The following is a 22,533-nucleotide window of genomic DNA, read 5'->3' as shown; positions in this document are numbered from 1 at the left end:
TATATCGAGGTGTGATATATTTTATATAACGAGGTGCGATATATCGAACTAAATAGGAGGTCTGATTAAATGGAATTAACAGATAAGATTAGGCGGGTTTACCTTCCCATGACTGAAACGGGTTTTTATATCTTGTTTTGTCTACAGAAGGAGAACCATGGTTATGGTATCACACAAAAGGTCAAGGAGATGACAGATTCACAGGTTTCCATTAGCCCTGGAACCATGTATGGGACCTTGTCAAAGATGGAAAAGGATGGTTTGATTTCCTTTGTCCGAGAAGAGGAAAAACGAAAAATCTATCAGATAACAGACTTGGGCCGAAAAGTTTTAGACATTGAGTTGAAACGTATTGAACGGCTCTACAGAAACAGTCGGGAGGAGCTTTGATGGAAAAGAAAGTTGTTTATAGAATTGCTACCATTGCGGATTATGATAGAGAGGCTCTCTATCTCGGAGAAATGCATGCTCAGGGCTGGAAACTTAAGGAAGTAAGTTATTCTAACTTAGTAGTTGCGGTTAAGTATACTTTTGAAAAGTGCCAACCGGAGCAGGTGGTTTATCAGTTGGACTTTTATCCTATGAAAAAATCAGAGAGAGCTTCCTATTTACAATTATATAAAGACTGTGGCTGGGAGCATATTACAAACTTTAATGGTTTTTCCTACTTTAGAAAGCTTTATTCTGGAGTTGAGTCGGATGCCGAGTTTGAAATTTATAATGACGCGGCCGGGAAGTTAGCAATGGTCAAGAAGATTTTAACAATGCGGATGCTTCCTGTTTTGCTTCTCTTTTCAGCGCTACTACCGGTTTTCTCAAAGTTACTCAGTGGAAGAAGTTATTTCAGTTGGGGAATGTTTTTGATTGTTATCATAGACTGTACTTTATTGATAGTTTTCGCGATTCAGATTTCTTATATTTTTTGGAGATTGATTCAAAAGTGGAAAGAATTATCTGATAAATAAAACCATGCATGTTTTCTAATTTGGAGGTCAGACAATGAATAGCAAAGTACAATTTCGAATGTTTACCATTTTTGATTTGGATAAGGTAGAAGAGTATTTGCATGAGATGCATTTGAAAGGTTGGAAATATAAAGCGAACCGTTTTGACTTTTTCTATTTTGAACAATGCCAACCTGATGATGTAATTTACCGTGTGTGGAATACTAGCTATCTAAGAAAAAATGAGCTAGATTTACAAGGCATTAAGGATAGAGACTGGGAATTTGTGGAGGGGTGTTCTTATTCTGTTTTCCGAAAGGCAAAATGTGACTTAGTTCCAAACGAACAAATTTTTATGAACAATCGTCTTAGATGGGATGGTGCGAAATCTGGACTTCGTACAGCTACAGTTTCTATCTCTGGCGGTCTAGTTGTTTGTATGAGCCTGTTTCGCGAAAGCCTCTCTCAGTCTTTCTTCCTTATTTTTGCCCTATATGCTCTGATGATTTCTTATCTAATCTATAGTTTTTACAGACTGAGACGGAAATATCTGGTTGATTGACATTGATTTCTAGGTCCTCAGACTGATTTTTAGCACTCTTGGTAAAAGAGTGCTAATTTTTTGAGTTTTTGTCTTGACATTCTTTTCTAAGGGTGTATAATAGAATCATAAGTTAGCACTTGGAGGTTACGAGTGCTAAAAAGATCTATCAGAGAGGAGTAGCGAGATGGTTACAGAACGTCAGCAGAATATTTTAAATCTGATTATTGACATCTTTACCAAAACGCACGAACCTGTTGGATCCAAAGCCTTACAAGAGTCTATCAACTCTAGTAGTGCTACTATTCGAAATGACATGGCGGCTTTAGAAAAGCAAGGTTTGCTTGAAAAGGCACATACTTCCAGTGGTCGGATGCCGAGTGTGGCTGGTTTTCAATACTATGTCAAACACTCCTTATCCTTTGACCGTTTAGCTGAGAATCAAGTTTATGAGATTGTAAAAGCCTTTGATCAGGAATTCTTCAAACTTGAGGATATTCTTCAAGAGGCAACGAGAATTTTGACAGACTTGAGTGGTTGTACGGTTGTAGCACTGGATGTAGAACCAAGTAGGCAGAAGCTAACAGCTTTTGATATTGTTGTTCTCGGACAACATACAGCTCTTGCTGTTTTTACGCTTGATGAGTCTAGAACAGTTACCAGTCAGTTTTTGATTCCGAGAAATTTCTTGCAGGAGGATTTAAATCGCCTCAAGACCATGATTCAAGAACGTTTCCTGGATCAGGCTGTTTTGGATATTCACTATAAGATTCGGACAGAGATCCCGCAGATTATCCAACGTTACTTCACAACAACGGACAATGTTATGGGCCTCGTTGAACATATCTTCAAAGAAATGTTCAATGAAAATATCGTGGTTTCTGGCAAAGTTAATCTTCTGAATTTCGCTAATCTAGCTGCCTATCAATTCTTTGATCAACCACAAAAGGTTGCTTTGGAAATTCGAGAAAATCTGATTGGCGACCAGATGCAAAGTGTCCGAGTTGCGGATAGCCAAGAATCCTGTTTAGCTGACTTAGCAGTGATTAGCAGTAAGTTCCTGATTCCCTATCGTGGATTTGGAATCCTTGCGATTATAGGTCCGGTTAATCTGGATTATCAACAATTGGTTAATCAACTTAATGTTGTCAATCGAGTTTTGACTATGAAGTTGACGGATTTTTACCGCTATCTCAGCAGCAATCACTATGAAGTGAATTAAGATTGAAATCATTAAAGGAGGCGAAAATGGCCCAAGATATTAAAAATGAAGAAGTAAAAGAAGAGGAAGTTGTGGAAACAGCTGAAGAAACAACTCCTGAGAAGTCTGAATTGGACTTGGCAAATGAACGTGCCGAAGAATTTGAAAACAAATACCTTCGAGCTCATGCAGAAATGCAAAATATTCAGCGCCGTGCCAATGAAGAACGTCAACTCTTGCAACGCTATCGTAGCCAAGATTTGGCAAAAGCAATCTTGCCATCATTGGATAACCTCGAACGTGCCCTTGCCGTCGAAGGATTGACAGATGATGTGAAGAAGGGCTTGGAAATGGTGCAAGAAAGTTTGGTACATGCTCTGAAAGAAGAAGGAATTGAAGAAATTCCAGCAGATGGTGAATTTGACCATAACTACCATATGGCCATTCAAACAGTACCAGCAGATGACGAACATTCAGCAGACACCATCGCACAGGTCTTCCAAAAAGGCTACAAACTCCATGACCGCATCCTACGCCCGGCTATGGTAGTGGTCTATAACTAGGCGATAAGTCAGAAATCTGTGATTTCGACTCCTCGTGTCGTAACATAATAGAAACCTTGTCCGAAACGACACTAAACTATGAAAGAAAGATAAGAGGCAAGTCGGAGGCTTGCAAAGCAGATATTTTCCGCCGTGGTGAAAGTTTCAGTAGCTCATGCTACTGAAACAGGGGTATTTTTGAGACAATAGGCTCAAAAATAAGTGAATGAAATCCCGAAGGGAGTTGCTCACGTCCCCACCACTTAAGGGAAAATATCAAAAAGAAAAAAAAAGATAAATTTAAGGAGAAAAACACATGTCTAAAATTATCGGTATTGACTTAGGTACAACAAACTCAGCAGTAGCAGTTCTTGAAGGAACTGAAAGCAAAATCATCGCAAACCCAGAAGGAAACCGCACAACTCCATCTGTTGTGTCATTCAAAAACGGTGAAATCATCGTTGGTGACGCTGCAAAACGTCAAGCAGTCACAAACCCAGATACAGTCATCTCTATCAAATCTAAGATGGGTACTTCTGCAAAAGTTTCTGCTAACGGCAAAGAATACACACCACAAGAAATCTCAGCTATGATCCTTCAATACTTGAAAGGTTACGCTGAAGAATACCTTGGTGAAAAAGTAACCAAGGCTGTTATCACAGTTCCAGCTTACTTTAACGATGCTCAACGTCAAGCAACAAAAGACGCTGGTAAAATCGCTGGTCTTGAAGTAGAACGTATCGTCAACGAACCAACTGCAGCAGCTCTTGCTTACGGTTTGGACAAGACAGACAAAGAAGAAAAAATCTTGGTATTCGACCTTGGTGGTGGTACATTCGACGTATCTATCCTTGAACTCGGTGATGGTGTCTTTGACGTACTGGCAACTGCAGGGGATAACAAACTCGGTGGTGACGACTTTGACCAAAAAATCATCGACCACTTGGTAGCAGAATTCAAGAAAGAAAACGGCATCGACTTGTCAGCTGACAAGATGGCTCTTCAACGTTTGAAAGACGCAGCTGAAAAAGCTAAGAAAGACCTTTCTGGAGTGACTTCAACTCAAATCAGCTTGCCATTCATCACTGCTGGTGAGGCTGGACCTCTTCACTTGGAAATGACCTTGACTCGTGCTAAATTCGACGATTTGACTCGTGACCTTGTAGAACGTACAAAAGTTCCAGTTCGCCAAGCCCTTTCAGACGCAGGTTTGAGCTTGTCAGAAATCGACGAAGTGATCCTTGTCGGTGGTTCAACTCGTATCCCTGCCGTTGTTGAAGCTGTTAAAGCTGAAACTGGTAAAGAACCAAACAAATCAGTGAACCCTGATGAAGTAGTTGCTATGGGAGCTGCGATCCAAGGTGGTGTCATCACTGGTGATGTTAAAGACGTTGTCCTTCTTGACGTAACGCCATTGTCACTTGGTATCGAAACAATGGGTGGAGTCTTCACAAAACTCATCGACCGCAACACTACAATTCCAACTTCTAAATCACAAGTATTCTCAACTGCAGCAGACAACCAACCAGCCGTTGATATCCACGTTCTTCAAGGGGAACGCCCAATGGCAGCAGATAACAAGACTCTTGGACGTTTCCAATTGACAGATATCCCAGCTGCACCTCGTGGTATTCCACAAATCGAAGTAACATTTGACATCGATAAGAACGGTATCGTATCTGTTAAAGCCAAAGATCTTGGAACTCAAAAAGAACAAACAATCGTTATCCAATCGAACTCAGGTTTGACAGACGAAGAAATCGACCGCATGATGAAAGATGCAGAAGCTAACGCTGAAGCAGATAAGAAACGTAAAGAAGAAGTAGACCTTCGTAACGAAGTAGACCAAGCTATCTTTGCGACTGAAAAGACAATCAAAGAAACTGAAGGCAAAGGCTTCGATGCAGAACGTGATGCTGCACAAGCTGCCCTTGATGATCTTAAGAAAGCTCAAGAAGACAACAACTTGGACGACATGAAAGCAAAACTTGAAGCATTGAACGAAAAAGCTCAAGGACTTGCGGTTAAACTCTACGAACAAGCCGCAGCAGCGCAACAAGCTCAAGCAGGAGCAGAAGGCGCACAAGCAACAGGAAACGCAGGCGATGACGTCGTAGACGGAGAGTTTACGGAAAAGTAAGATGCAAAGCCCGTTAAAACCTCACAGTGAAAATAGGAAATCTGACGCAGAAACTCTAGTTTCTAGGAAGATTTGTCTTTTTCACCAAGAGGTTAGGGTGTGCTCAATTTAGTAAGATGTTGAGGCGTTAAGAAAACGAAAGAAAAATAGGAAGCCATCGCCTTGTGCGATGCACAAAAGATGGCTTGTCTTTTTTCCGAAGTTTTTAGCCGAAACTCAATTAAGCCTAACTCGTTAAGAATGTCTAATCACTAAAGTGATTGTCCTTCTACAGTGCTTTGCTTAAATGTTAATAATGATAAGAAGAAATCCAGAGGTTGCAACCCAGCCTCTGTTTTTCGGTAAAATAGAGGATGTTGCGTATGAAAAAAGTACTTTGTATCATTTATCCTAATTTTTCTCTTTATGAGATAACCACTTTAACGAGTACTTTAGCCCTGTCTTTTGACGTAACAATTGATTATGTGGCTTCAGAACATTCGATAGTTATATCTGAGGATGGCTTACCCTGTCAACCGACCAAAACATTGGATCAAATTCGTATAGAAGAGTATTCTTGTGTGATTTTGCCAGGAATGGTTAACATTGGACCTGCTCTACAGGATGAAAAATTGATATCGTTTTTGAGGGAGCTTGATGAGCAAAATGTCTTAATTGCAGCCATTTCCTCAGCCCCTCTTTTATTAGCCAAAGCAGGCTTGTTGAAGGACACGAAATTTACAGGTGGAATTTGGCAAAACTTCTTTGACTATTTTGAATTTCTTCCTCGTGAGAATTTCCAACCGAAAGTTCTTGTGCAAGATAAACAGATCATTACGGCTATAGGATTCGCACATCAAGAGTTTGCAAGGAAAGTGATTCTAAGTCTAGGGTTGGCAGAGAATACGGACAACTATTTTAAAGAAAAAAACGAGTACTCTGAAGAGGATTTGATATTTACTCTATCAGATGAAGAGTTTGATCAAGTGAAGCGAAGTATAGAAAACACCCTCTAAAGATTTACATGAAATTTATAGAAAGGAACAAAGAGTGTTTGGGAAATTGTAGCCGAGCTCTGAAGTTTCTTACTCAATATAAAAGAAAGGAATTGAACCCGACCTACATCGGGGTTTGATTTACAACATCAATAGAAAGGAACAAAGGTGTTCGCAACTGAACACGGGCTACGGACTGTGCCAAAAAGATAGTTTTTTCTAGGACGTGATCGTCCGTCGTCAAAACTCCTATTTTGGCTGTGTCCGTTTAACGCCCTTTGTATCTTGAATTATGAACAATACTGAATTTTACGACCGTTTGGGCGTTTCGAAAAATGCATCTCAAGATGAGATCAAGAAAGCCTATCGGAAATTATCTAAAAAATATCACCCAGATATCAACAAGGATCCTGGTGCTGAGGACAAGTACAAGGAAGTTCAAGAAGCTTATGAAACTTTGAGCGATGAACAGAAACGTGCTGCCTATGACCAATACGGTGCTGCTGGTGCCAATGGTGGTTTTGGTGGTGCTGGCGGTTTCGGAGGCTTCGACGGAGCAGGTGGCTTTGGCGGATTTGAAGATATCTTCTCAAGCTTTTTTGGTGGTGGCGGTGCATCACGTAATCCAAACGCCCCTCGTCAAGGTGACGACCTCCAGTATCGCGTTCATTTGACTTTTGAAGAAGCTATTTTTGGAACAGAAAAGGAAGTCAAATACAATCGTGAAGCAAGCTGTCGTACTTGTAATGGGTCGGGTGCTAATCCTGGAACAAGTCCAGTTACTTGTGGACGCTGTCATGGTTCAGGTGTGATCAATGTTGATACCCAAACACCTCTCGGTATGATGCGTCGCCAAGTAACCTGTGATGTCTGTCATGGCCGTGGTCAAGAAATTAAAGATCCATGTACAACCTGTCATGGAACTGGTCATGAAAAACAAGCCCATAGCGTACACGTAAAAATCCCTGCTGGTGTGGAAACAGGTCAACAGATCCGCCTAGCTGGTCAAGGTGAAGCAGGATTTAACGGTGGACCATACGGTGACTTGTACGTGGTGGTTTCAGTAGAAGCTAGCGATAAGTTTGAACGTGAAGGAACTACTATCTTCTACAATTTAAACCTCAATTTTGTTCAAGCAGCACTTGGTGATACAGTAGACATCCCTACAGTTCATGGTGATGTAGAATTAGTCATTCCAGAAGGAACTCAGACTGGTAAGAAATTCCGTCTACGTGGCAAGGGAGCTCCGAGCCTTCGTGGCGGTGCAGTTGGTGACCAATACGTTACCGTTAATGTCGTAACACCGACAGGCTTGAACGAACGACAAAAAGCAGCCTTGAAAGAATTCGCAGCTGCAGGTGATCTAAAAGTCAATCCAAAGAAAAAAGGCTTCTTTGACCATATTAAGGATGCCTTTGAAGGAGAATAAAGCATAAAGTAAAAAGAGCCTTCGGGCTCTTTTTCGTGCAATCTTAAGACTTTTATACTCAATGAAAATAAAAGAGCAAACTAGGAAGCTAGCCGCAGGCTGTACTTGAGTACGGCAAGGTGAAGCTGACGTGGTTTGAATTTGATTTTCGAAGAGTATTAGCATGGGAGAAAGAATCTCCAACTAGTTTACTATTGATATTTTTGAATGAGTAAGCCAGCCTCATCCATGTCCTGGATGAGTTGCTTAAGTTCTGCTTCCTTGCCAGGCTTAACGGTGACGGTATCAATGCGCTTAATCGCCGAATTATCCTGGATATCCACCAAGGTCAACGCTTTTTCATAGAATGCGATTCCCTTTTTCATGCTTTCCGAATCATTCAAAGTTAGAATTGTGTAAGAAGGATTTGATTTCTTTCCGTTTTCTCGGAAATACTTCTCGCCTTCCTCCTCTAAAAATTGGGATAAACCATGATTAAACAAGTTATCTTCTACTTTTCTATAGGAAATGTCACCTGCCTGTAGAACGTAGACTTTGAGTTGGTTTTTAGTAAGGTTTGGACTTTCTTTTAGGACTGGGTGGCTATTGACGACCTCATCAGAGAATGTCACATAAAAATCTAGGCCCCCACCCTCGAATTGATAGCTTCCATTTGATTCTACTTTTTCAGGAGGCATGTCAAGGGAGATAAAGATTTGTTTTAAGGATTCATTTCCTTCTCGGATGTCACTCGGTGAGGCCTTGAAAAGATTGGCCACTAGTAGGAATGCCAGGGCTGCAAGAAGGCAGAGGCCACCACAAATAATCAGGATGATCCGCGTCAAAACTTTAAAAAACTGTTTCATTTTCATGCCCTCCCTGGTCTACTAAGATCTGCTAATCCAAAATGAATTTAAAAGGGAAATAAGGAAAGTTGGAGTTTTCCTCTCCTTAGTTTTCTTCAGTTTCTTGTAATTCTTTTATCACACTAAGTCTTGTTTTAAGGTCTTTTTCAAAGACTTTAAACTTATAGGTCAAATCTTTTTGATATTCCTTGATGAGTTCTTTTTGTTGGTCGATAATTTGCAGGCTATCTTGAATGATATCTAAGTCATCCTTAATGGCTTCAACGCGATCAGTAGTATCTAAAACTTCTTCAGTGATAGCTTGGCGATTCTTAACGAGGAGGTATGAACCGACTGCAGAGCCTGCAAAGAGTAGTAAATTTGATAGTTTCATAGTGACTCCTTAAGCGTTTTTGATTGTTTCAGCGACTTGGGCAAGTTTGTCGAAGTCTGGTTCATGTGCGATAAAGTCAATTTTTAGGTCATCCTCTGCACTATAGCGAGGAACGAGGTGGACATGGGTATGGAAAACCGTTTGTCCAGCAACTTCTTCACAGTTGGCGATGATATTCATACCTTCAGCTTTGGTAGCCTTCATGACTTTTTGAGCAACCTTTGGTACTTGGGCGAAAAGTTGGCTAGCACTTGCAGCATCCATTTCTAAAAGATTGCGGTAGTGTTCTTTTGGTACGACCAAGGTGTGACCAGGTGTTACTTGTGAGATATCTAGGAAGGCAAGAACTTGATCATCTTCGTAAACCTTTGATGCGGGAATCTCCCCTGCGATAATTTTACAAAAAATGCAATCTGACATAAAATCTACCTCTACTGTATTGAATTTTGATATAATATAGCTACATTATACCAGATTTGGAGAAAATATGTTAGAAATTAAAAACCTGACTGGGGGCTATGTTCATGTCCCTGTCTTGAAAGATGTGTCCTTTACAGTCGAGAGTGGACAGTTGGTCGGTTTGATCGGTCTCAATGGTGCAGGAAAATCAACGACCATCAATGAAATTATTGGACTTTTGACACCTTATAGTGGAGAAATCAACATCGACGGGCTAACCTTAGGTGCTAATCCTCGTGAATATCGTCAGCAGATTGGTTATATTCCTGAAACTCCTAGTTTGTACGAGGAATTGACTCTCAGAGAACATATCGAGACGGTTGCTATGGCCTATGGTATTGAGCAAAATCTAGCTTTTGAACGTGTAGAACCGCTTTTAAAAATGTTCCGTTTGGATAAGAAATTAGACTGGTTCCCAGTTCATTTTTCAAAAGGGATGAAGCAGAAGGTCATGATTATCTGTGCCTTTGTCGTGGATTCGAGTCTCTTTATCGTCGATGAACCTTTCCTTGGTCTTGATCCCTTGGCAATTTCAGACTTGATTCAGCTTTTGGATCTTGAAAAGAAAAAAGGCAAGTCTATCCTCATGAGTACCCACGTTCTTGACTCTGCTGAAAAAATGTGTGATTCTTTTGTTATTCTTCACAAAGGACAAGTGAGAGCTAAAGGGGATCTTGAAGAGTTGAGACAAGCTTTTGCCATGCCTCAAGCAAGTCTAAACGATATTTACCTGGCTTTGACCAAAGAGGAGGACCGATGAAAGACTTGTTTCTAAAGCGAAAGCAGGCTTTTCGTAAGGAGTGCCTTGGTTATCTGCGCTATGTGCTTAATGACCACTTTGTCTTGTTTTTACTGGTCTTGGTAGGTTTTCTAGCCTATCAGTATAGTCAACTGCTCCAGCATTTTCCTGAGAACCACTTACCAATCCTAGGTTTAATTGGGATTGTCTCTGTTTTACTCATGCTTTGGGGTGGGATAGCGACCTATGTGGAAGCACCTGATAAGCTCTTTCTCTTAGTAGCTGAAGAAGAAGTGAGAGAACACATCCAGAAGCAAAGTCTGGTCTCCTTCATCTTTTGGGTCAGTGTACAGACTCTCTTCTTGCTTCTTTTTGCCCCTCTATTTTTAGCCATGGGCTTAGGCTTAGGAGTTTTTGGGGTCTATGTTCTTCTGTTAGGAGTCGGGAAATATTTCCTGTTTCAGAAAAAGGCTGGCAAGTTTTTTAGTGCAAATCATCTGGACTGGGACTATGTGATTGCCCAAGAAAGTAAACGCAAGCAGTTCTTGCTTCGCTTCTTTGCTCTCTTTACCCAAGTCAAGGGGATTTCAAACAGCGTCAAGCGTCGTGCCTATCTAGACTTTATCCTTAAAGTTGTTCAAAAAGTGCCTGGGAAGATCTGGCAGAACCTCTATCTTCGTTCTTATCTGCGAAATGGGGACCTCTTTGCCCTCAGTCTTCGCCTCCTCTTCTTATCTTTGCTGGCTTTGATCTTTATCGAGCAAGCTTGGATTGCAACAGCAGTAGTGGTTTTATTTAACTATCTCTTGCTTTTTCAGTTGCTGGCCCTCTATCATGCCTTTGATTACCAATATTTGACCCAACTTTTCCCGCTAGACAAGGGACAAAAGGAAAAAGGGTTACAGGTAGTTGTCCGAGGATTGACAGGTTTTGTTTTATTGGTTCAGCTGGTAGTTGGGTTGATTACCCTCCAAGAAAAACTAGCCCTTCTAGCCCTCCTTGGAGCTGGATTAGTCTTACACATCTTGTATCTCCCTTATCAGGTGAAACGTCAGATACAGGATTAAATCTTATAAGATTAGATGAAAATGAGGTTGGGACAAAAGATCCCAACCTCATTTTTTATTAGCAATCAAACTTTGACGCGGTAGCTGATTGAACTTTTTGTTCGTCTTTTAGACTCCAAAAAGCTCCTAATCATCCTCGCGGGGCTGGGACTACGAAATCGAGACTTTGCCTTTCGATTTTTGTCCCACCGCCATTTTTATTTACCTAACTTCAATGAATACCAAGGAGCAAGCCAGGAAGCTAGCCGCAGGTTACTCAAAAAACAGTTTTAAGGCTAACATGGTTTGAAAAGATTTTTGAAGACTATTACAAGATAAGGGTTGGCCCGTAGAGACTTAACTTGGTCTTGACTTGGTCAAAGTGGAAGCGGTCATAGGCTCTCCAAGCGGCGCGAGTAGGAGCGTCTGGATTGAGGGCACTGAGGCCCATGAGAAGACTGGAAGTCTGGTAAAATTTTTCCAGCTCAATCAAGAATCGATTATCCACTGTCTCAGCTTTAGAGAGAAAGCAGAGGATATTGTCCAGTTGCTCCTGAAAGCGGACATCGTCAGCTGTTGCTTGTTTGCAGACTTGGTAAGCTTTGTTTAACTCAGTTATCAGTGTCTGAGCTCTTTTGATTGGGTCTGTTTCCGTCATGAGAATTCCTCCTTTGTGATGGTTTTAAAGTTGTTTTAAGCCTTTGTCTTTCTATAATCCTAGACTATCACTTTTTACTCTTTTTTTACTTTCAAATCTTTAATTGTCATTGAAATTTCCTGAATGGTAATAGCGGGATTTTATGATAAAATAGTTGTAAGGTTATCATAGTTATTTTGTAAAAACTTCGACACTTTAGGAATTTTTAAGAACCGTTTAGGATTTGGTGAAAAATAGTTTCTAGACTTATGGTATCCTCTCTTCAGGAGGTTTTATACATGAACTATATCATCATCCAAAAAGATAAAGAAATTTTCAAATTAAACATAAAGGATATCTACTATATCCAAACGCATCCAAGTACAGCCCATACCGTGCAGATTGTTACAGAAGACGCTAGCTTTGATCTGTTTCAAAATTTAAGCAAGCTTGAAAAACAATATGGGGAAACCTTAACAAGATGTCATCGAAATTGTCTGGTCAACCTTGAACGAGTAAAATCCATGGAACTCCAATCAAAGACTCTTTTTCTTGGAGAAGAAGGTCGATATGCCGTTCAGTATTCCAGACGTCGTTATAGAGAAATTCGTCAAAAATGGTTGAAACAAGGAGAGTAAGAAGATGAGAATATTTGTTTTAGAAGATGATTTTTCCCAACAAGCAAGAATTGAAACGACGATTGAAAAACTTTTGAAAAAACAGAGTATCATTCCCAGCTCTTTTGAGGTCTTTGGCAAGCCAGACCAACTGCTGGCAGAGGTGCATGAGAAGGGTGCGCATCAGCTATTCTTTTTAGACATTGAGATTCGAAATGAAGAGATGAAGGGACTAGAAGTGGCTAGAAAGATTCGGGATCGGGATCCTTATGCTCTAATCGTCTTTGTGACGACACACTCAGAGTTTATGCCCCTGTCCTTTCGCTACCAAGTGTCAGCTTTGGACTACATTGATAAGGCCCTTTCGGCAGAGGAGTTTGAATCTCGAATCGAGACAGCCCTTCTCTATGCCAATAGTCAAGACAGTAAAAGTCTAGCGGAAGATTGCTTTTATTTTAAATCAAAATTTGCCCAATTCCAGTATCCCTTTAAAGAGGTTTACTATCTCGAAACGTCCCCAAGACCCCATCGTGTTATTCTCTATACCAAGACAGACAGGTTAGAATTTACGGCTAGTTTAGAGGAGGTTCTCAAGCAGGAACCCCGTCTCTTGCAGTGCCATCGCTCTTTTCTTATCAATCCTGCCAATGTGGTTCGTTTGGATAAAAAAGAAAAACTCCTCTACTTTCCCAATGGTGGAAGCTGTCTGATCGCGCGTTATAAGGTCAGGGAAGTGTCTGAAGCTATCAATAACTTGCACTGAGCTAGGAGAATTTATGAATATTGCTTGGATATTATTATATACACTTGTTACTCATGGACTAGAAATTGTTATATTCTTTAAGATGGATGGAATTGGTCTCACTTTCGATAGAATTTTTAAGGCCTTTCTTCTAAAATTTCTTCTAGCAGCAATTTTTACAACTTTTAAATTTTTAGTCTTGACTGACTATCTGTCATATTTTATAGAACCTTTGTTCGGCATAGGTTTGTCTTTCTTATTGTTAAGAGGAATTCCTAAAAAACTCCTTTTATTTTATGGCCTCTTTCCAATGATACTGATGAATATCTTTTACAGAAGTGTTTCTTATTTTGTATTTCCATTTTTGGGTCGAGAATTGGTAGATGCTATTTATGATCCTATTTTGTTACTGGTACTGATTATCGTTTACTTCATAGTTCTAGCCTTTTTGAAATGGTTGGACTATGATTTCACTAACTTGAGAAGGGAGATTCTCGATAAAGGTTTTCAAAAGTCCCTGACTACGATTAACTGGATAATGGGGGCCTACTTTCTAGTCATGCAAAGTCTGTCTTTCTTTGAATATGAACAAGGTATTCAATCAACGACTGTTCGCCATCTCATCCTAGTCTTTTACCTACTCTTTTTTATGGGGATTATCAAGAAATTGGATACCTATTTGAAGGACAAACTCCATGAGAGATTGGACCAAGAGCAGGTCTTGCGCTATAGAGATATGGAACGCTATAGTCGGCATATAGAGGAACTTTACAAGGAAGTGCGGAGTTTTCGCCATGACTACACCAACCTCTTGACCAGCTTACGCCTAGGCATTGAAGAGGAGGATATGGAGCAGATAAAAGAAGTCTATGACTCGGTCTTAAAGGATTCTAGTGAAAAATTGCAGGATAATAAATATGATCTTGGACGATTGGTGAATATTCGGGATCGAGCCCTCAAAAGTCTCCTAGCAGGGAAATTTCTAAAAGCTAGAGATAAGAACATTGTCTTTAATGTCGAAGTTCCAGAGGAGATTCAAGTCGAGGGGATGAGTCTACTTGATTTTCTAACCATTGTGTCTATCCTTTGTGATAATGCTATTGAAGCCAGTGCAGAGGCCAGTCAGCCTCGTGTCTCAATCGCCTTTATAAAAAATGGAGCACAGGAGACCTTTATCATTGAAAATTCCATCAAAGAAGAGAGCATAGATATTTCTGAAATCTTCTCCTTTGGAGCAAGTTCTAAAGGGGAGGACCGAGGAGTTGGTCTCTATACCGTCATGAAAATTGTGGAAAGTCATCCCAATGCCAGTCTCAATACCACCTGTCAAGATCAAGTCTTTCGTCAGGTTTTGGCGGTTCATTTGCTGTCAACTTCTGATTAGAGAATGTGTGAACAAGAGGACCTTGGCATTTTAGTTTGAAAAACATTGCAACGATTTGTCCTTATCCAGCCTGACTTTTTATAATATTCGAGGAAAAATAAATGAACCAGAAATCTTATTTTATAGCGTGTTCTGTACTGATCATCCTATCCAATCTTCTCATGTTTTCTCTAGTCAACGAAGGAGAAGGTACAGGAGCTAATCTGATTATAATTGTTTCAACCTGTGTCTTGCTACCAGCCTTTTTATATGCAGTTGAAAATCAGCAGACATCATTGGTTAGGGCAGAATCCTTGCTCCTCGTTCAGATGGCAGTGGTTTCCTTAGTCCGTCTCATCAGCCGAATAGAGAGGACACCTGAAAACTTACATACAGGCCTCACCCTCCTAGTTTTAGCAAGCTGGCTAGCCTTTATCCTCCTAGCTATCATGAGAATGTATCAGAAAAAAGGGAAGTAAAGTTAAGTACATTTTGATTTGTTAGGTTTTATTAGGGCAAGCATGTTTTCCGTGCTTGCTTTTTATTTTTTCTACAATTTAGGAGGTTTTGATGACCATTCATGATTTGGGAAAATTAAGGTCAAAAGGAGTGCTATACTAGCAGTGTAAAGGATATAGCTCAACTAAAATAAAGCACACATTTAGGAGGAAATTTTATGAAGAAAAAAATACTTGTCATTTTCATCTTGTATCTAATCATGTCTCCTATTGGGGATAGTAATTGGTATCATTTATTTTATACCATTGCCTATCTGATTGCAGTTATAATCTATTTTGCTTTAATGAGAAAGAAAGGAGCAAAGAAATGAAAACTTTTCTTGCTAAAAAACGGAACATCTTCCTTGCGAGATTGTTCCTAGGTCAGTTACCTGTACTGATCTCTACTTATTTATTTCTATCTCGTCAGTTTTTACATTTTTCCTTAGTTTTTCAATTGCTTTTAGTGGTTGTTAACTTGGCTTCTATTTTGGTGATTGTTTACCTCACTAGAGAAATGAGAGTGAGAAAGTTTGAAGATGATGAGTTGGTCAATCCGAGAACCAATCAACTCATGTTCATCGGATTGACAGGTTTTATGTCTATTATCGGTTTGTATAGAGGTATGACGGCGGCAGAATCCTATCAGCAACTGATTGGTTATATTGCTTCTGTTCTCTGCTTAATCATCATGCTGCTGCTCATTTGGGGCTTGAAGTATTATAAAAAGTAAGCTCACAAAAAGGACTTACAGGCAGTGTTTTCAGACTACGGGATTTTTCAAGAGGGGTTCTTGCAATTTAAGAGTTTTTGATGACCATTTAAGATTTGGATGCAAAACCTAAAAAAGCAGTGCTATACTGAGTGTGTAAAAGTTACAAGGATACCAATGCTAAACTGAAATAAAGGAGTGATTCTTATGGCGAAAAAAATAATTACGATTGTCATCTTGTATGTAATCATGCAAACTTGTCTTTATCCGCTTAGGGGAAATGAGTGGTATTATGTAATGGATGCACTAGCATACTTTGCTTCGGTTTATATCTTCGTTCAGTTCAATAAAAAATGGAGAAAAAGCCACTTTGAATCTTGAACATAGAAGTTTTATAGGTCTGGAATAGATCATCAAAATAAGATGGATGATTTTAAAATAATATCTGCTAAGTATTATCTGTAAAATGCAAAATTCTTGAATCCTTATTTTGATGATTCTAAATAGGAGAGAGGTTGTGTTTATGGCTATTTTTAATAAATGTCATGCTGTGTTTGTTGGATTTTTAGCCTTTATAATAGTTACTTCAGTAGGTTATACCATCAATCAAGGAGATTTTTTTCAAAACGAGTACATATTTATTATAGCAAAGACTTTCTGGATTTCACTGAGTATTGCCTATGCGAAATGGTTTGATATGGTTTCGCTAAGAAGGTTAACGAAGAAAGAAATTCTACTTTTTATTGGAAGCTTTCTTATTTGTGTGCTGGTAAATATAGGTTATTATAGTTTTTTTACAGTCTCTTCTGGTGCTGGATATCAACACCTTGAGGCTACTAGTACAGGAATTTCCTTATCCTTTATTGCAAGCGTGACAGTTTTTGGGCCTATTCTGGAGGAATTTGTTTTCAGAGGTATCCTTCAAGGTGCGGTTTTTGAAAATTCTTGGTTGGGGCTTATACTGACTGCCTCTCTCTTCTCTTTCCTGCATGCTCCTTATAATGTTCCTTCATTTATCTATTATCTATTTGGAGGTTTGATGCTGGGCTTTGCTTATAAAAAGAGTCAAAATCTATCGGTGCCTATCTTAGTCCATATCTGTTACAATTGTTTATCATTCTTCTAGTAGTTGACAGTGGTTAAATTTACAAAGGAATGTAGAGGATGGTCAATTAGCGTCATAGTGCCTAGGGAACTGACCTGGTAGATGTGAAATCAATAGATGGAGGAATCATATGAAAAAGTATGTGTATTTTTTAGATTTATTTGCCCGAGTTGTAATAATATTGCTATCTCTTGTTCTTTGTATAAGAGTACTCATGATTTCAACAGAACTCTGGAGAAATGTTCTTGTACTGGTAAGTACCTCTGTTACGATCTATAGTCTGCTAAAACATAGACCAGGTAAGAAGAACATAAAAACCCTGTGAGAGTCCTAAAAGAAAGATTAAAAAGATGCAAGCAAAATATAAAAATCAAATAGTAGAAGTTTGGGAAATTGGTAAAGATACTCCTAAACCAGGTTGGGTAGAAGATGCCTTGCAAAAGAATTACATAGTATGGCTAGACAATCATGTCCGAATTTTAATGTCAGGACTTCAGTCTTCTCTTGTAACCAATCTCAAAATTGGCCTAGTCGGAACGGCAGGAGGAGGTTTTGCTGGTTATAGTATGTATGTCCTTGGCTATCCAGGAGATTATCTTGACCTCACAAATCATAGAGTGGTATCTGCCAAGGCTTTTCATCGAGAGTATCAAGTTTTATAAAATGATCGGGTCAAAAAGGGATGAGGTATTCTTGTTTGAAAAGATTGGCTGTAACCAGACGGAAAACGAGTGACTAACTAGGTACAGTTTCGAACAGCAACAAAAGTACACAAGGGTAGATGTATTGGCTTATCAAAGTCATGGTGATAGCTACCGAGACTGAATGCTGGAGGATTAAATGATAATTGGTGGCAGTTACGATAGCAAAGCTATGAAGGAGTTTCTATGAAAAAATATTCTATTCTTTTCAAAACTAGTGCAGTCCTTTCTTATTTATTTTTGTTTTTCGGATTGTTTTGGACAACCCAATTTTGGAGAAATTATTGGGAGTTCTCGTCTTGGGTAGGAAATGTCATCTGGATTCGAAACATCATCAGCCTTCTCTTTATCGGCCTGATGGTTTGGATTTTGATCAGGTCGGGTCATGCTTATCTCTTTTGTATCCCTAGGAAAAAGTGGCTGAGTTATTCTGTTCTGACGGTGTTAACAGCTGTCGTACTTATCTGCTTTAACTATCTGACAGCTAAACACGTTCAGGGGACAAACGAAAGTTGGAATTTGTTTATTGTCTATAGTGAGACGAATTTTGCAGAGTTCGGTGTTTACCTAACCTTAATCGTACTAGGACCTCTGATGGAAGAATTGGTATGTAGGGGACTGCTTCAACATGCCTTCTTTAAGAATTCAAGATGGGGACTGGATATTCTATTTCCGTCGATTTTGTTCGCCTTACCTCATTTTTCAAGTTTTCCTAGTCTACTAGACCTTCTGGTTTATACAGCAGTTGGATGTATATTTGGTGGTTTGACACGCTATACCAAGACTATCTATCCTTCTTATACGATTCATATCATCAATAATATCATCGCAAACTTACCATTTATCATGACTTTTTTGCATAGGGTATTTGCATGATGAGAACCAGTTGAAAGCTTGAATTATCAGATTAAGCATAGATTATTTCCTTACAATTTACTGCTAAAAAAATCGAATGAGCAAGGCTAGGTAGATCTCTCTGCTTGGCTTTTTCTTTTAACAAGATTGGATAAAGGGCTTTTATTTGAGAATCAGGTATGGACTGGTTGACGAATAGGCTAAAAACTAGTAGAATAGTAAGGAAACTTTATACGGAGGAAAGAAATGGACTTGGGTGATATTGAGCTAACGCTGACCCCTATACCTGGGAAAAGCGGAAAAGCTTATATGGGAAGCTACCCTGATGGGAAGCGCGTCTTTATTAAAATGAACACCTCTCCAATCCTACCTGGATTAGCCAAGGAACAAATCGCTCCTCAATTATTATGGACTCGCCGTTTATCGGATGGGCGTGATATGTGTGCCCAAGAATGGTTGAATGGTAAAATTTTGACCCCTTATGATATGAATCGCAAGCAGATTATCAATATTTTGAGCCGCTTGCATCGTTCGCGTCCTTTGATGACGCAATTGACTCGTTTGGGCTATTCTTTAGAAACACCTTTTGACTTGCTTCAGGCTTGGTTAAAAGATGCTCCAGAATCCTTGAAGAACAATCAATATCTAAGAATGGTAGTAGAGGATTTGCGAGGAAGTTTGCCAAACTTTAGGGAAGATTATGCAACGATCGTTCATGGAGATGTACGACATAGTAATTGGATTGAGACAGAGAGCGGTCTTGTTTATTTAGTGGATTGGGATTCCGTTCGTTTAACGGATCGCATGTTTGATGTAGCGCATATGCTATGTCACTATATTCCAGACTATCAGTGGAAAGAGTGGTTGACTTATTACGGTTACAAATACAACCAAACAGTCATCAACAAACTATTTTGGTATGCTCAGTTATCCTTCTTGAGCCAGATTGCCAAATATTATACAAATGAAGATCTAGAAAATGTCAATCGGGAGATTTATGCCTTGCGCATCTTCCGTGACAAGTATGGAAAGAAGAGATGAGAGTTAGAAATCGTAAAGGGGCAACAGAATTACTAGAGGCTAATCCTCAGTATGTTGTCTTAAATCCTTTAGAAGCCAAAGGAAAATGGCGAGACCTCTTTGGAAATGACAATCCTATCCATGTTGAGGTTGGTAGTGGTAAGGGAGCCTTTGTGTCAGGTATGGCCAAGCAAAACCCTAATATCAACTATATCGGGATTGATATTCAAAAGTCTGTTTTGAGTTATGCCTTGGACAAGGTCTTGGAAGTTGCTGTACCCAATATTAAGTTGTTGTGGGTTGATGGTTCTGATTTGACCGACTACTTTGAAGATGGTGAGATTGATCGCTTGTACCTAAACTTTTCAGATCCGTGGCCTAAAAAGCGCCATGAAAAGCGTCGTCTAACCTATAAAAGTTTCTTGGATACCTTCAAGCGTATCTTGCCTGAACACGGTGAGATTCATTTCAAGACAGATAACCGTGGCTTGTTTGAATATAGCCTAGTGAGTTTTTCTCAATACGGCATGAAGCTCAATGGAGTTTGGTTGGACTTGCATGCCAGCGACTTTGAAGGCAATGTCATGACAGAATATGAAGAAAAATTCTCAAGTAAGGGTCAGGTTATCTATCGAGTTGAGGCAGAATTTTAAGAAAAAGCTTAAAATCAAGCCTTCTGAGTGCTTATACTTTACATAAGTAGTCAAAAGTGCTATACTGTAAGTAAGAATATGAGAAAGTGAGGCGGGGAAATATCTTCGCCTCTTGCTTATGAGGAGGTGGACGCAATCGCAACTATCGTAGAATTAGTCAGAGAAGTCGTAGAACCTGTCATTGAAGCTCCCTTTGAACTCGTTGATATCGAGTACGGAAAGATTGGCAGTGACATGATTCTTAGTATTTTTGTAGATAAACCAGAGGGAATTACCTTGAACGACACAGCGGACTTGACAGAGATTATCAGTCCTGTCCTAGATACTATCAAGCCAGATCCCTTCCCAGAACAATATTTCCTAGAGATCACCAGCCCAGGCTTGGAGCGTCCTTTGAAAACCAAGGAAGCAGTCGCTGGAGCGGTTGGGAAATACATCCATGTTGGACTTTACCAAGCCATCGATAAGCAAAAGGTCTTTGAAGGAACCTTGCTAGCCTTTGAAGAGGATGAGTTGACTATGGAATATATGGACAAGACACGTAAGAAAGCGGTCCAAATCCCATACAGTTTGGTGTCAAAAGCACGTTTAGCAGTAAAATTATAGTAAAAGAAAGGAAGCTTTTGAAGATTCAAAAGTGAATAGAAGATGAGTAAAGAAATGCTAGAGGCCTTCCGCATTTTGGAAGAAGACAAGGGAATCAAAAAAGAAGACATCATTGATGCAGTGGTGGAATCACTTCGTTCAGCCTATCGCAGACGCTATGGGCAGTCGGATAGTGTAGCCATTGATTTCAACGAAAAGACAGGTGACTTTACAGTTTATACTGTTCGTGAAGTTGTTGATGAAGTGTTTGATAGCCGTTTGGAAATCAGCTTAAAAGATGCTCTTGCCATTAACTCAGCTTACGAGCTTGGGGACAAGATTAAATTTGAAGAAGCACCAGGTGAGTTTGGTCGTGTAGCAGCTCAATCTGCCAAACAAACTATCATGGAAAAAATGCGTAAGCAAACACGTGCCATTACCTACAATACTTACAAAGAGCATGAGCAAGAAATCATGTCTGGTACAGTAGAACGTTTTGACAACCGCTTTATTTATGTTAACCTTGGCAGCATCGAAGCCCAATTGTCAAAACAAGACCAAATCCCTGGAGAAGTTTTTGCTTCTCACGATCGTATCGAAGTTTATGTCTACAAGGTTGAAGATAATCCTCGTGGTGTGAACGTATTTGTGAGCCGTAGCCATCCAGAAATGATCAAACGCTTGATGGAACAAGAAATTCCAGAAGTTTATGACGGAACTGTTGAGATCATGAGCGTAGCTCGTGAAGCAGGTGACCGTACCAAGGTTGCTGTTCGTAGTCACAATCCTAACGTGGATGCGATCGGAACAATCGTTGGACGTGGTGGTGCTAACATCAAGAAAATTACTAGCAAATTCCACCCAGCTCGCTACGATGCTAAGAGCGATCGCATGGTCCCAATCGAAGAAAACATCGACGTTATCGAATGGGTAGCAGATCCAGCTGAATTTATCTACAACGCTATCGCTCCTGCAGAAGTTGACCAAGTTATCTTTGATGAAAACGACAGTAAACGTGCCTTGGTCGTTGTGCCAGATAACAAGCTTTCTCTTGCGATCGGTCGTCGTGGACAAAACGTTCGTTTGGCAGCTCATTTGACTGGCTACCGTATCGATATCAAGTCTGCAAGTGAGTTTGAAGCCATGGAAGCAGCAGAACAAGCTGACCAGGTAGAAACAGACGAATTGGTTGAAGAATAAGAGCTAATCAGAGGAGGGAAGGATGAAAACTAGAAAAATCCCTTTGCGTAAGTCTGTTGTGTCCAATGAAGTGATTGATAAGCGTGACTTGCTCCGTATTGTCAAGAACAAAGAGGGACAGGTCTTTATTGACCCGACAGGCAAGGCTAATGGCCGTGGCGCTTATATCAAGCTAGACAATGCAGAAGCCCTAGAGGCCAAAAAGAAAAAAGTCTTTAACCGTAGCTTTAGTATGGAAGTTGAAGAAAGCTTTTATGACGAGTTGATTGCCTATGTCGATCACAAAGTGAAAAGAAGAGAGTTAGGACTTGAATAAACAAAAAATTGCCAATCTCTTGGGACTTGCTCAACGAGCAGGGAAAATCATCTCGGGTGAAGAAATGGTGGTCAAGGCCATCCAAGACCAGAAAGTAAAGCTGGTATTTCTCGCCCATGATGCCGCCCCCAACCTGACCAAGAAGATTCAGGATAAAAGTCATTATTATCAAGTAGAAGTTATTACCGTGTTTTCAACACTGGAATTAAGCATAGCAGTCGGAAAATCAAGAAAAGTTTTGGCTGTGACAGATGCTGGATTTACAAAGAAAATGAGGTCTCTTATGGAATAGAAGAG

29 protein-coding genes are annotated in these 22,533 nt (G+C 39.8%); 25 read left to right on the top strand and 4 right to left on the bottom strand.

All coding sequences use genetic code 11. The features are described 5' to 3' along the window. The first annotated feature begins 69 nt into the window (after positions 1-69). The 8 genes from HMPREF2728_RS08425 (at position 70) to dnaJ (ending at position 7,771) form a co-directional block, all read left to right on the top strand. Complete coding sequence (locus tag HMPREF2728_RS08425) at positions 70-390, top strand: PadR family transcriptional regulator (RefSeq protein WP_045763631.1); 321 nt, start codon at positions 70-72, stop codon at positions 388-390. After that, positions 390-965 carry a DUF2812 domain-containing protein gene (locus HMPREF2728_RS08420; protein WP_049508279.1) on the top strand — a complete coding sequence of 192 codons (576 nt, stop codon included), beginning with the start codon at positions 390-392 and terminating at the stop codon, positions 963-965. The genes HMPREF2728_RS08425 and HMPREF2728_RS08420 overlap by 1 nt, the downstream gene beginning before the upstream one ends. A gap of 34 nt (positions 966-999) precedes the next feature. Continuing rightward, positions 1,000-1,506, top strand: coding sequence for a DUF2812 domain-containing protein (locus tag HMPREF2728_RS08415; RefSeq protein ID WP_075227634.1), 507 nt, complete (start codon positions 1,000-1,002; stop codon positions 1,504-1,506). Between the two features lie 166 nt (positions 1,507-1,672). Continuing rightward, positions 1,673-2,707, top strand: coding sequence for a heat-inducible transcriptional repressor HrcA (gene hrcA / locus HMPREF2728_RS08410; protein ID WP_075227633.1), 1,035 nt, complete (start codon positions 1,673-1,675; stop codon positions 2,705-2,707). Between the two features lie 26 nt (positions 2,708-2,733). Beyond that, positions 2,734-3,249 carry a nucleotide exchange factor GrpE gene (gene grpE / locus HMPREF2728_RS08405; protein ID WP_075227632.1) on the top strand — a complete coding sequence of 172 codons (516 nt, stop codon included), beginning with the start codon at positions 2,734-2,736 and terminating at the stop codon, positions 3,247-3,249. Between the two features lie 295 nt (positions 3,250-3,544). Then, positions 3,545-5,368, top strand: coding sequence for a molecular chaperone DnaK (gene dnaK / locus HMPREF2728_RS08400; protein WP_075227631.1), 1,824 nt, complete (start codon positions 3,545-3,547; stop codon positions 5,366-5,368). A gap of 362 nt (positions 5,369-5,730) precedes the next feature. Further along, a complete protein-coding gene (locus tag HMPREF2728_RS08395; RefSeq protein ID WP_075227630.1) occupies positions 5,731-6,363 on the top strand; it encodes a DJ-1/PfpI family protein in 633 nt (210 codons plus the stop codon). 271 nt (positions 6,364-6,634) lie between these two features. Then, positions 6,635-7,771, top strand: a complete 1,137-nt coding sequence (gene dnaJ / locus HMPREF2728_RS08390) for a molecular chaperone DnaJ (protein WP_075227629.1) — start codon at positions 6,635-6,637, stop codon at positions 7,769-7,771. Positions 7,772-7,962: 191 nt separating this feature from the next. Here the strand turns inward: dnaJ and HMPREF2728_RS08385 are convergent, their stop codons facing one another. The 3 genes from HMPREF2728_RS08385 to HMPREF2728_RS08375 all read right to left on the bottom strand — a co-directional run bounded on the left by HMPREF2728_RS08385 (position 7,963) and on the right by HMPREF2728_RS08375 (position 9,409). After that, entirely contained in the window at positions 7,963-8,616 is a 654-nt protein-coding gene (locus HMPREF2728_RS08385; protein ID WP_075227628.1) for a hypothetical protein, read from the bottom strand. Between the two features lie 85 nt (positions 8,617-8,701). Continuing rightward, positions 8,702-8,989 (bottom strand): hypothetical protein, encoded by a 288-nt coding sequence (locus tag HMPREF2728_RS08380; RefSeq protein WP_075227627.1) that lies wholly within the window; start codon positions 8,987-8,989, stop codon positions 8,702-8,704. 9 nt (positions 8,990-8,998) lie between these two features. Then, complete coding sequence (locus tag HMPREF2728_RS08375; protein ID WP_075227626.1) at positions 8,999-9,409, bottom strand: HIT family protein; 411 nt, start codon at positions 9,407-9,409, stop codon at positions 8,999-9,001. Between the two features lie 67 nt (positions 9,410-9,476). Here HMPREF2728_RS08375 and HMPREF2728_RS08370 point away from each other — a divergent pair, with 67 nt between their 5' ends. Then, positions 9,477-10,208: an ABC transporter ATP-binding protein gene (locus HMPREF2728_RS08370; protein WP_075227625.1), complete on the top strand. Its 732-nt coding sequence runs from the start codon at positions 9,477-9,479 to the stop codon at positions 10,206-10,208. Continuing rightward, positions 10,205-11,254: an ABC transporter permease gene (locus HMPREF2728_RS08365; RefSeq protein WP_075227624.1), complete on the top strand. Its 1,050-nt coding sequence runs from the start codon at positions 10,205-10,207 to the stop codon at positions 11,252-11,254. The genes HMPREF2728_RS08370 and HMPREF2728_RS08365 overlap by 4 nt, the downstream gene beginning before the upstream one ends. A gap of 307 nt (positions 11,255-11,561) precedes the next feature. Here the strand turns inward: HMPREF2728_RS08365 and HMPREF2728_RS08360 are convergent, their stop codons facing one another. After that, positions 11,562-11,891 (bottom strand): helicase BlpT, encoded by a 330-nt coding sequence (locus HMPREF2728_RS08360; protein WP_075227623.1) that lies wholly within the window; start codon positions 11,889-11,891, stop codon positions 11,562-11,564. 278 nt (positions 11,892-12,169) lie between these two features. Between HMPREF2728_RS08360 and HMPREF2728_RS08355 the strand changes: the two genes are divergently transcribed. From HMPREF2728_RS08355 to HMPREF2728_RS08285, 15 genes are all read left to right on the top strand, one after another. Then, complete coding sequence (locus tag HMPREF2728_RS08355; RefSeq protein ID WP_075227622.1) at positions 12,170-12,508, top strand: LytTR family DNA-binding domain-containing protein; 339 nt, start codon at positions 12,170-12,172, stop codon at positions 12,506-12,508. 4 nt (positions 12,509-12,512) lie between these two features. Beyond that, positions 12,513-13,250: a response regulator transcription factor gene (locus HMPREF2728_RS08350; RefSeq protein ID WP_075227621.1), complete on the top strand. Its 738-nt coding sequence runs from the start codon at positions 12,513-12,515 to the stop codon at positions 13,248-13,250. Between the two features lie 13 nt (positions 13,251-13,263). Continuing rightward, positions 13,264-14,613 carry a sensor histidine kinase gene (locus tag HMPREF2728_RS08345; protein WP_075227620.1) on the top strand — a complete coding sequence of 450 codons (1,350 nt, stop codon included), beginning with the start codon at positions 13,264-13,266 and terminating at the stop codon, positions 14,611-14,613. Between the two features lie 101 nt (positions 14,614-14,714). Continuing rightward, on the top strand, positions 14,715-15,071 hold the full coding sequence (locus HMPREF2728_RS08340) for a hypothetical protein (RefSeq protein ID WP_075227619.1): 357 nt from the start codon (positions 14,715-14,717) through the stop codon (positions 15,069-15,071). 197 nt (positions 15,072-15,268) lie between these two features. Then, a complete protein-coding gene (locus HMPREF2728_RS10695) occupies positions 15,269-15,421 on the top strand; it encodes a hypothetical protein (RefSeq protein ID WP_148130295.1) in 153 nt (50 codons plus the stop codon). Then, positions 15,418-15,822, top strand: a complete 405-nt coding sequence (locus tag HMPREF2728_RS08335) for a hypothetical protein (protein WP_060955295.1) — start codon at positions 15,418-15,420, stop codon at positions 15,820-15,822. Before HMPREF2728_RS10695 ends, HMPREF2728_RS08335 begins: the two co-directional genes overlap by 4 nt. Before the next feature lie 502 nt (positions 15,823-16,324). Next, positions 16,325-16,927 (top strand): CPBP family intramembrane glutamic endopeptidase, encoded by a 603-nt coding sequence (locus HMPREF2728_RS08330; RefSeq protein ID WP_060955296.1) that lies wholly within the window; start codon positions 16,325-16,327, stop codon positions 16,925-16,927. A gap of 329 nt (positions 16,928-17,256) precedes the next feature. Next, positions 17,257-17,568 (top strand): role in replication, encoded by a 312-nt coding sequence (locus HMPREF2728_RS08320; RefSeq protein ID WP_075227617.1) that lies wholly within the window; start codon positions 17,257-17,259, stop codon positions 17,566-17,568. Between the two features lie 225 nt (positions 17,569-17,793). Continuing rightward, positions 17,794-18,483: a CPBP family intramembrane glutamic endopeptidase gene (locus tag HMPREF2728_RS08315; protein ID WP_075227616.1), complete on the top strand. Its 690-nt coding sequence runs from the start codon at positions 17,794-17,796 to the stop codon at positions 18,481-18,483. A gap of 225 nt (positions 18,484-18,708) precedes the next feature. Further along, positions 18,709-19,503, top strand: coding sequence for a cell cycle regulator CcrZ (gene ccrZ, locus HMPREF2728_RS08310; RefSeq protein WP_000362994.1), 795 nt, complete (start codon positions 18,709-18,711; stop codon positions 19,501-19,503). Continuing rightward, positions 19,500-20,135, top strand: coding sequence for a tRNA (guanosine(46)-N7)-methyltransferase TrmB (trmB, locus tag HMPREF2728_RS08305; protein ID WP_049508543.1), 636 nt, complete (start codon positions 19,500-19,502; stop codon positions 20,133-20,135). Before ccrZ ends, trmB begins: the two co-directional genes overlap by 4 nt. Positions 20,136-20,261: 126 nt before the next feature. After that, positions 20,262-20,741, top strand: coding sequence for a ribosome maturation factor RimP (gene rimP / locus HMPREF2728_RS08300; RefSeq protein ID WP_075227615.1), 480 nt, complete (start codon positions 20,262-20,264; stop codon positions 20,739-20,741). A gap of 42 nt (positions 20,742-20,783) precedes the next feature. After that, entirely contained in the window at positions 20,784-21,920 is a 1,137-nt protein-coding gene (nusA, locus tag HMPREF2728_RS08295) for a transcription termination factor NusA (RefSeq protein ID WP_000032287.1), read from the top strand. Between the two features lie 22 nt (positions 21,921-21,942). Continuing rightward, a complete protein-coding gene (rnpM, locus tag HMPREF2728_RS08290; protein WP_000857562.1) occupies positions 21,943-22,236 on the top strand; it encodes an RNase P modulator RnpM in 294 nt (97 codons plus the stop codon). Next, positions 22,229-22,528 (top strand): YlxQ-related RNA-binding protein, encoded by a 300-nt coding sequence (locus HMPREF2728_RS08285; RefSeq protein WP_049504276.1) that lies wholly within the window; start codon positions 22,229-22,231, stop codon positions 22,526-22,528. Before rnpM ends, HMPREF2728_RS08285 begins: the two co-directional genes overlap by 8 nt. Positions 22,529-22,533: the final 5 nt, after the last annotated feature.

The organism is Streptococcus sp. HMSC061D10 (assembly GCF_001808865.1).
In the GTDB taxonomy this organism is placed as follows: Bacteria; Bacillota; Bacilli; order Lactobacillales; family Streptococcaceae; genus Streptococcus.
The sequence above is the reverse complement of the archived record's forward strand: the minus strand, read 5'-3'. Positions and strand labels throughout refer to the sequence as shown.